This is a genomic window from Pseudomonas sp. GW460-12-10-14-TSB1 (assembly GCF_017349775.1).
Taxonomy (GTDB): domain Bacteria; phylum Pseudomonadota; class Gammaproteobacteria; order Pseudomonadales; family Pseudomonadaceae; genus Aquipseudomonas; species Aquipseudomonas piscium.
On sequence record NZ_JACNAC010000035.1, the window covers coordinates 60,873 to 68,095 of the forward strand.

The 7,223-nt window shown below is 63.8% G+C and carries 8 protein-coding genes; 4 read left to right on the plus strand and 4 right to left on the minus strand.

Translation table 11 applies throughout. The annotated features are described in order from the left end of the window. Positions 1–62: 62 nt before the first annotated feature. Positions 63–515 (plus strand): ribonuclease HI, encoded by a 453-nt coding sequence (gene rnhA, locus J4D52_RS19780; protein ID WP_009048707.1) that lies wholly within the window; start codon positions 63–65, stop codon positions 513–515. Between the two features lie 16 nt (positions 516–531). Here the strand turns inward: rnhA and J4D52_RS19785 are convergent, their stop codons facing one another. Continuing rightward, positions 532–1,482, minus strand: coding sequence for a glycerophosphodiester phosphodiesterase family protein (locus tag J4D52_RS19785; protein ID WP_102677459.1), 951 nt, complete (start codon positions 1,480–1,482; stop codon positions 532–534). 143 nt (positions 1,483–1,625) lie between these two features. Beyond that, entirely contained in the window at positions 1,626–1,949 is a 324-nt protein-coding gene (locus J4D52_RS19790) for a DUF2388 domain-containing protein (protein WP_025809200.1), read from the minus strand. A 194-nt stretch (positions 1,950–2,143) separates the two neighbouring features. Here J4D52_RS19790 and dnaQ point away from each other — a divergent pair, with 194 nt between their 5' ends. The 3 genes from dnaQ (at position 2,144) to J4D52_RS19805 (ending at position 5,882) form a co-directional block, all read left to right on the plus strand. Continuing rightward, on the plus strand, positions 2,144–2,902 hold the full coding sequence (dnaQ, locus tag J4D52_RS19795; protein ID WP_025809199.1) for a DNA polymerase III subunit epsilon: 759 nt from the start codon (positions 2,144–2,146) through the stop codon (positions 2,900–2,902). Between the two features lie 119 nt (positions 2,903–3,021). After that, on the plus strand, positions 3,022–5,277 hold the full coding sequence (locus tag J4D52_RS19800) for an arginine/lysine/ornithine decarboxylase (RefSeq protein WP_025809198.1): 2,256 nt from the start codon (positions 3,022–3,024) through the stop codon (positions 5,275–5,277). A 14-nt stretch (positions 5,278–5,291) separates the two neighbouring features. Beyond that, entirely contained in the window at positions 5,292–5,882 is a 591-nt protein-coding gene (locus tag J4D52_RS19805) for a GNAT family N-acetyltransferase (protein ID WP_053278870.1), read from the plus strand. Here J4D52_RS19805 and J4D52_RS19810 read toward each other — a convergent pair. Continuing rightward, entirely contained in the window at positions 5,879–6,772 is an 894-nt protein-coding gene (locus J4D52_RS19810) for a LysR substrate-binding domain-containing protein (RefSeq protein WP_025809196.1), read from the minus strand. The genes J4D52_RS19805 and J4D52_RS19810 overlap by 4 nt on opposite strands. Positions 6,773–6,858: 86 nt before the next feature. After that, entirely contained in the window at positions 6,859–7,095 is a 237-nt protein-coding gene (locus J4D52_RS19815; RefSeq protein WP_053278872.1) for a hypothetical protein, read from the minus strand. Positions 7,096–7,223 lie beyond the last annotated feature (128 nt).

A 7,223-nucleotide genomic window follows, 5' to 3' on the forward strand; every position in this document is an offset into this window, starting at 1 on the left:
CGGCTTGGGCGTTGTCGATCGACGATCGGCAAGCCACAGGTATTTTCGATTGGAAGTCTGGCATGAGCGATAGCGTAGAAATCTTCACCGACGGCGCCTGCAAGGGCAATCCTGGCCCGGGGGGCTGGGGCGCACTGCTGGTGTTCAAGGGCGTGGAGAAGGAACTCTGGGGCGGCGAAGCCAACACCACCAACAACCGCATGGAGCTGATGGCGGCAATCCGCGGCCTGGAAGAGCTCAAGCGCGAGTGCCAGGTGATCCTGGTCACGGACTCGCAGTATGTGATGAAGGGCATCAACGAGTGGATGGCCAACTGGAAAAAGCGCGGCTGGAAAACCGCGGCCAAGGAACCGGTGAAAAATGCCGACCTGTGGCAGCAGCTCGATGAGCAGGTCAACCGCCACCAGGTCACCTGGAAATGGGTGCGCGGCCATACTGGCCACCACGGCAACGAACGGGCCGACCAACTGGCCAACCGCGGCGTCGACGAGGTCCGCGGTTACAAACAGGCCTGATGCGCTGAACGGGTAGTCAGTCGCAACGCAGCGGCCGTTCGAGCCGCTGCTTCATTTCCCCCATCGCGCGGGGCGAATCCACCAGCACCGCATCCATCTTCAGGCAGACGGCCGCCTGGTAATCCTCGGCCGTATTGACCCCGATCGCCAGCATCCGCACTTTGCCCCGGGACTGGAAGCACTCCACCGCGGCGGGTGTCCACAGCCGGGCATCTACCTTCGAACGGGCTTCGCCCAGGGTGAAGGTCTCGACCAACTGCACCGGGCGCCGGTACTCGAAAGCCACCCAGCTGGCCGGTGCCGGCGGCGCCGTACAGCTGTGGGCCAGGGCGACGCTGGCCAGGCGATCCCGGGTGTTGTCCCGGGACTCGAACAGCCGCGCCTGCGGGTATTGCGCGAACGCCTGCTGGTAGCTGGCATCGGTGGAGTAGATCAGCACCCGGTTCCAGGCGTGCAGCTGCTCCAGCAACTGGGCGACCGCCTTGGCCTGGGGAGCGGCGGGCAGGGCCTTCATGTCGAGAATGACCGGCACGGCGTCGGGGATCGCCGCCAGCGCCTGTTGCAGTGAGGGGATGGTCACCGCCTGGGAGCGATAGGGAAATGTCACCTGGCCATCGGCCGCGGTCTGCTTGAAGTTCCAGCCGGCATTCAGTGTTTGCAACTGCGCCAGGGTTTTCTCGCTGACCGCGCCGGACACCGGGGTATTGGCGCTCAGGTCCGCCGGTCGGTACAGCACCGGCACGCCGTCGCGGCTCAGTTGCACCGTCAGCCAGAGCATGTCTGCACGGTTGCGCAGGGCGTTGTCGATGGCCAGCAGGGTGTTCTCGGGAAAGTCCGCGGCACCGCCGCGATGGGCGACGATCAAGGGGCCTTGCCCGGCGTCGGGGCCAGTTGCCGGAAGGGAAGAGCAGCCACTGATGAAGGCCGCGGCCAACAGCAGTGGGATCATCTGTCGAGTCTCGAGCATGGGAGGGCGGTTTCCTGGAAGTGAGTGCAAGGCCGGGTGCCAGCACCCGCCCGCCTGAGTGGCCGTACGGTAGCGCAATGGCCTCGCTCATTTAAAGAAACGCGTGATGCATAGGGTGAATTAGTGGCGCGGTGCTGAGGCGATCAAAGGGTAAGGATGGCGCTGGCCAGTTGCAGGTCGGAGTAGCCTGGGGTGCCGAGCGTTTGGCGAATGTGCCGCATGGCGGCTTCCAGCTGGGCGCCGCGGATCTCGCCGGCGCTGGCGACAAAGGCCGCGGCATCGGTCTTGGCGGCGAGCACGAGCTTGTCGTCCTTGAACGAGCTGGTGGCTTTCGAACTGCCTTCGGTGGTGCTCAAGGCCAGGCTCATGGTGATGTCGGTGCTGATCACCAGGCTGGTGGCCTGGCCTATATCGGCGAACAGGCAAGCGCAAAGCAGAAAGGTCAGGCGGGTTTTGCAGGTGGTCATGGCAGGCTGGAGTCCGTTGAAAATATCGTGCGGACCCTAACAAGCCGCCGCGCGGCGAACTGCATGAGCTTTGCGAATGATTGTTAAAAACTGCGCAGGCCGGGGCCAAGCGAATCCGCCATGCGTGCCATGCCGCGAGAGCGTGCTAAAATCCCGCGCCTTGAAAGACTTCCACCGTTGAGAACTGACCCCTGATGGCCAACAGATCTGTTGTACTCGATACCGAAACCACCGGCATGCCGGTGACCGACGGCCACCGGATCATTGAAATCGGTTGCGTCGAGTTGATCGGACGGCGCCTGACCGGTCGGCATTTCCACGTCTATCTGCAACCGGATCGCGAGAGCGACGAGGGCGCGATCGGCGTCCACGGCATCACCAACGAGTTCCTGGTGGGCAAGCCGCGCTTCGCCGAAGTCGCCGACGAGTTCTTCGAGTTCATCCAGGGCGCGCAGCTGATCATCCACAACGCGGCGTTCGACGTTGGCTTCATCAACAACGAATTCGCCCTGATGGGCCAGCACGACCGCGCCGACATCACCCAGCACTGCAGCATCCTCGACACCCTGTTGATGGCCCGGGAACGTCACCCCGGCCAGCGCAACAGCCTCGACGCCTTGTGCAAACGCTATGACGTCGACAACTCTGGTCGTGAACTGCACGGCGCCTTGCTCGACTCGGAGATTCTCGCCGACGTCTACCTGACCATGACCGGCGGCCAGACCAGCCTGTCCCTGGCCGGCAACGCCTCGGACGGCAACGGCAGTGAAGGTTCGGGCAACCGCGCCAGCGAAATCCGTCGCCTGTCGGCGGACCGCCAGCGCGGGCGGATCATTCGCGCCAGCGAAGCCGAACTGGCCGAGCACCAGGTGCGTCTCGAGATCATCGCCAAATCCGCCGGTGCCCCGGCGCTCTGGACCCAGCTGGCCGAAGCCAAGGCCCAGCAGCAGTAGTTGTTCGTGGGCGACCTTTTGTTACAGGAGGTCGTTGACGGGGTTCCGCGCCGGCTCCCGAGCTTCTACCCTGAGGTGATTGGCGGACCCTTGTCCGCCGTCTCAGGATGCCTGGTGCCATGTACAAAGACCTGAAATTCCCCGTCCTTATCGTGCATCGCGACATCAAGGCCGACACCGTCGCCGGCGACCGGGTGCGGGGGATCGCCAGGGAACTGGAGCAGGAAGGCTTCAGTATCTTTTCCGCGGTGGACTATGCCGAAGGGCGCCTGGTGGCTTCTACCCATCATGGCCTGGCCTGCATGCTGATCGCCGCCGAAGGCGCCGGGGAAAACACCCACCTGCTGCAGAACATGGTGGAACTGATCCGCCTGGCCCGAGTGCGGGCACCAAACCTGCCGATCTTCGCCCTGGGCGAGCAGGTGACCCTGGAAAACGCCCCGGCCGACGCCATGAGCGAGCTCAATCAGCTGCGCGGCATTCTTTACCTGTTCGAAGACACCGTGCCCTTTCTGGCGCGCCAGGTGGCGCGGGCGGCGCGCAATTACCTCGATGGCCTGTTGCCGCCATTCTTCAAGGCGCTGGTGCAGCACACGGCCGACTCCAACTATTCCTGGCACACCCCGGGGCACGGCGGTGGCGTGGCCTATCACAAGAGCCCGGTGGGGCAGGCGTTTCACCAGTTCTTCGGTGAGAACACCCTGCGTTCGGACTTGTCGGTATCGGTTCCGGAACTGGGCTCGCTGCTCGACCACACCGGGCCCCTGGCGGAAGCCGAGGCACGAGCGGCGCGCAATTTCGGCGCCGACCACACCTTCTTCGTGATCAACGGCACCTCGACCGCCAACAAGATCGTCTGGCACTCCATGGTCGGTCGCGACGACCTGGTGCTGGTGGATCGCAACTGCCACAAATCGGTGCTGCACGCGATCATCATGACCGGCGCCATCCCGCTGTTCCTCTGTCCGGAGCGCAACGAGTTGGGAATCATCGGCCCCATCCCGCTGAGCGAATTCAGCCGCGAGTCGATCCAGGCCAAGATCGACGCCAACCCGCTGACCCAGGGCCGGCCGGCCAAGGTCAAGCTGGCGGTGGTCACCAATTCGACCTACGACGGCCTCTGCTACAACGCCGAGCTGATCAAGCAGAGCCTGGGCAACAGCGTCGAGGTGCTGCATTTCGACGAGGCCTGGTACGCCTACGCGGCCTTCCATGAGTTCTTCGAGGGGCGTTACGGCATGGGCACCTCGCGCAGCGCCGACAGCCCGCTGGTGTTCACCACCCATTCCACCCACAAGCTGCTGGCGGCCTTCAGCCAGGCCTCGATGATCCATGTGCAGGACGGCGGCGCCCGGCAGCTGGACCGCGACCGCTTCAACGAAGCCTTCATGATGCACATCTCCACCTCGCCGCAGTACAGCATCATCGCCTCGCTGGATGTGGCCTCGGCGATGATGGAAGGGCCGGCGGGGCGCTCGCTGCTGCAGGAAATGTTCGACGAGGCCCTGAGCTTCCGCCGCGCCCTGGCCAACCTGCGCCAGCACATCGCCGCCGACGACTGGTGGTTTTCCATCTGGCAGCCAGAGCGGGTGGAAGGCATCGATCAGGTCAGCACCGCGGACTGGCTGCTGGAGCCGGAGGGCGAGTGGCACGGGTTCGCCGGGGTGACCGACGACTATGTGCTGCTGGACCCGATCAAGGTCACCCTGGTGATGCCCGGGCTCACCGCTGGCGGTGCCCTGAGCGAGCGCGGGATACCGGCGGCGGTGGTCAGCAAGTTTCTCTGGGAACGCGGCCTGGTGGTGGAAAAGACTGGCCTGTATTCCTTCCTGGTGCTGTTTTCCATGGGCATCACCAAAGGCAAGTGGAGCACGCTGCTGACCGAGCTGCTGGAGTTCAAGCGCAACTACGACGCCAATGTCAGCCTCGCCGCCTGCCTGCCGAGCATCGCCCAGCAGGACATGGCGCGGTACCAAGGCATGGGCCTGCGCGACCTCTGCGACCAGTTGCACGCCTGCTACCGCAGCAATGCCACGGCCAAGCACCTCAAGCGCATGTACACCGTGCTGCCGGAGGTGGCGATGAAGCCCGCCGACGCCTACGATCAGCTGGTGCGGGGTGAGGTCGAGGCGGTGTCCATCGATGCCCTCATCGGGCGGGTGGCGGCGGTGATGCTGGTGCCATACCCGCCGGGTATTCCATTGATCATGCCGGGCGAGCGCTTCACCGAATCGACCCGCTCGATCATCGATTACCTGGCTTTCGCCCGTACGTTCGATAGCAGCTTTCCCGGCTTTGTCGCGGATGTGCATGGATTGCAGCATGAAGACGAAGGCAATGGGCGGCAGTACACCGTCGATTGCATCAAGGTTTGAGGACGTTTCCCGCTATGCAGCCAATGATCAATCCCAAGTACCCCGGCCTGTCGGTGCGTGTCGCCGACGAGGGTTTCGCCGCTTACGTCTGGGGCAGCGATTTCAGCTTCGAAGTCAGCGCCTATGCCCAGGCACAGAGCGAACAGGCGGTGGCCAAGTGGCCGTTGCACCACATCACCCCATACCGCAAGTGCTACGGCATCGACCCCGAAGAGTTCAGCAGTTATCGCGATGCCGCCGACAGCGCGGTGTTCATGGCCTACCTGGACGACGAGCCGGTCGGCCACGTGGTGGTCAGCACCAACTGGAACGGTTACGCCCATATCGACGAGCTGGCGGTGCACGCGCCGGCGCGGCGCCACGGGGTGGCCAAGGCCTTGCTGGATGTGGCGCAGTTCTGGAGCCGCAAGAAAAAACTGCCGGGCATCATGCTCGAGACCCAGAACAACAACCTGGGGGCTTGCCGCTTGTACGAGCGCTGCGGTTATGTGGTGGGCGGCATCGATCATCTGCGTTATCGCGGGATCGACCCGACCACGGCCGAGGTGGCGATTTTCTGGTATCGGCTGTTCAACGACGAGCTGGCGCGGGAGGCCGGGGTCTAGCCGGCCAGCATGCTTTCGGCCTTTTCCGTGAGGGTTTCCAGCAGCGCTTCCAGGGTCGGTGAGGACGGGCTGCCACCGCGGGTCAGGGCATAGAGGGTGACCGGGATCGGTGGCGACAGTGGACAGACGTCCAGGCCACCCTCGCGCGCGCCAAGGGCAGTGAAGGGGTCGACAATCGCCAAACCTTCGCCGGCCTCGACCATGCTGCGCATCATCTGATGGGTCTGCACCCGGGTGTGGATGCTCGGGCTGGGGCGCAGGTTCTGCAACTTGCTGTCCAGGGTCACGCTCAGCGGATCCTGGCCTTCCAGGCCGACCATGGCCTGGCCCGCCAGGTCCTGCAGGGAAATGTACTTCTGTTTCGGTTGCAGCCAACCGTGGGGGGCCAGCAGTTGCAGCTTGCCCTGGGCCAGGGCGGTGCACTGGATATCGGGGTGATCGGGGTTGTGCAGGCTCAGGCCCAGGTCGCCTTCACGCAGCAACAGGCTCTTGACCATGTCGCGGGTGCTTTGGCTGGCGAGATTGCACGGGGTGTCGGGAAAACGCCGGCGCAGGGCGGCGATGCTCTGCGGCAACAGTTGCTGAGCCAGGGGCGGGGTGCCGATGATGCGCAAGGGCGGCGCCTGGTATTGCTTCAGGCTGTCGGCCAGGCGTTGCACGGGTTCGAAGGCGTCATACAGGGTCGCGATCGCCGGTTGTAGCTCGCGAGCCTCCCGGGTGGCTTGCAGGCGCCCGCGAACACTGGCGAAGAGCATGAAACCCGATTGGCTTTCGGCGTCGCGCAGGATCGCTTCCACCTCGGCCACCGGCAGTTGCAACAGCTCGGCGGCCGTGCCCAGGTGACCGGTTTGCAGGAGCGCCTGAATCACTTCGATATGACGTAAACGCATGCTTGAAGTCCATGTCCAGCCGGTGAGGGATTCACACTGAATCCTAACTCATGTCTGCGCATATGACTTCTGCTCATAACGGCACGTTATGAGGGAAGAATGGTCTCGGGTTCGCGAATAAGGGTGACGCCCGATTGCACGAGGAGAAACTGGTTGTCGTCCATTTTGTTGACGCGGTCGCCAATGGCCAGGCGATAGGTGGTGACGGGCTCCGAGCCGGCGATGCCCTCTGAAGAGGGGGTGGATTCCTGGAACTCATGCACCGAATAGACACGACCTTCCGCGTCCCTTGCATGAAATTGTCCGACGAGTACTGCTGCCATCTTTAGAGCCTCTGGAGATAAAACACTCAATTCGCGGTCCTGTAGACCCTGCCTGGGCAAAGTAAGTTTAGCGGCGGAAAAAAAATAGTCCGCGGCCCGGATTGCAACTGGCGTACAGCGGGGTGGCG

What these genes read in the sequence shown, in the direction of transcription:
- J4D52_RS19800 (WP_025809198.1), top strand. Translation starts at nt 3,022, where the DNA reads ATGTACAAAGACCTGAAATTCCCCGTCCTTATCGTGCATCGCGACATC.
- J4D52_RS19810 (WP_025809196.1), bottom strand. Translation starts at nt 6,772, where the DNA reads ATGCGTTTACGTCATATCGAAGTGATTCAGGCGCTCCTGCAAACCGGT.
- J4D52_RS19805 (WP_053278870.1), top strand. Translation starts at nt 5,292, where the DNA reads ATGCAGCCAATGATCAATCCCAAGTACCCCGGCCTGTCGGTGCGTGTC.
- J4D52_RS19815 (WP_053278872.1), bottom strand. Translation starts at nt 7,095, where the DNA reads ATGGCAGCAGTACTCGTCGGACAATTTCATGCAAGGGACGCGGAAGGT.
- J4D52_RS19785 (WP_102677459.1), bottom strand. Translation starts at nt 1,482, where the DNA reads ATGCTCGAGACTCGACAGATGATCCCACTGCTGTTGGCCGCGGCCTTC.
- J4D52_RS19790 (WP_025809200.1), bottom strand. Translation starts at nt 1,949, where the DNA reads ATGACCACCTGCAAAACCCGCCTGACCTTTCTGCTTTGCGCTTGCCTG.
- dnaQ (WP_025809199.1), top strand. Translation starts at nt 2,144, where the DNA reads ATGGCCAACAGATCTGTTGTACTCGATACCGAAACCACCGGCATGCCG.
- rnhA (WP_009048707.1), top strand. Translation starts at nt 63, where the DNA reads ATGAGCGATAGCGTAGAAATCTTCACCGACGGCGCCTGCAAGGGCAAT.